This is a genomic window from Pseudomonas sp. SIMBA_068, from assembly GCF_046534705.1.
GTDB classification, from domain to species: domain Bacteria; phylum Pseudomonadota; class Gammaproteobacteria; order Pseudomonadales; family Pseudomonadaceae; genus Aquipseudomonas; species Aquipseudomonas putida.
This window is the reverse complement of record NZ_JAWRYI010001264.1, coordinates 1-247: the sequence shown is the minus strand read 5'-3', so window position 1 is coordinate 247 and position 247 is coordinate 1. Positions and strand designations below refer to the sequence as shown.

At 55.1% G+C, this 247-nt stretch carries 1 protein-coding gene; it reads right to left on the bottom strand.

All coding sequences use genetic code 11. The features are described from left to right. Positions 1-247: ABC transporter permease subunit (locus tag SB756_RS33615; protein ID WP_410913704.1), on the bottom strand; the 247-nt coding region annotated here is incomplete at both ends.

Below are 247 nucleotides of genomic sequence, written 5' to 3'. Positions count from 1 at the left end.
CTTAAGCGACCGCCGCCAGGGATTTTCCACGCAAGGCTTGAGAGCGTGTCATAAATGGGATGGTTTATCGGAATCGACTCTTCCGAAACGAGATAGCTGACACCGCGCAAAAAGAACATCCCCGCCAGGGTAATGATAAATGCCGGGATCTTCAGGGCGTCGATCAAAAGCCCCATAAATGCGCCGAAGGCACAGCCCATCACCAGCACTAGCGGAAACGCCAGTAGCGGCGAGAGGCCGAAATCGC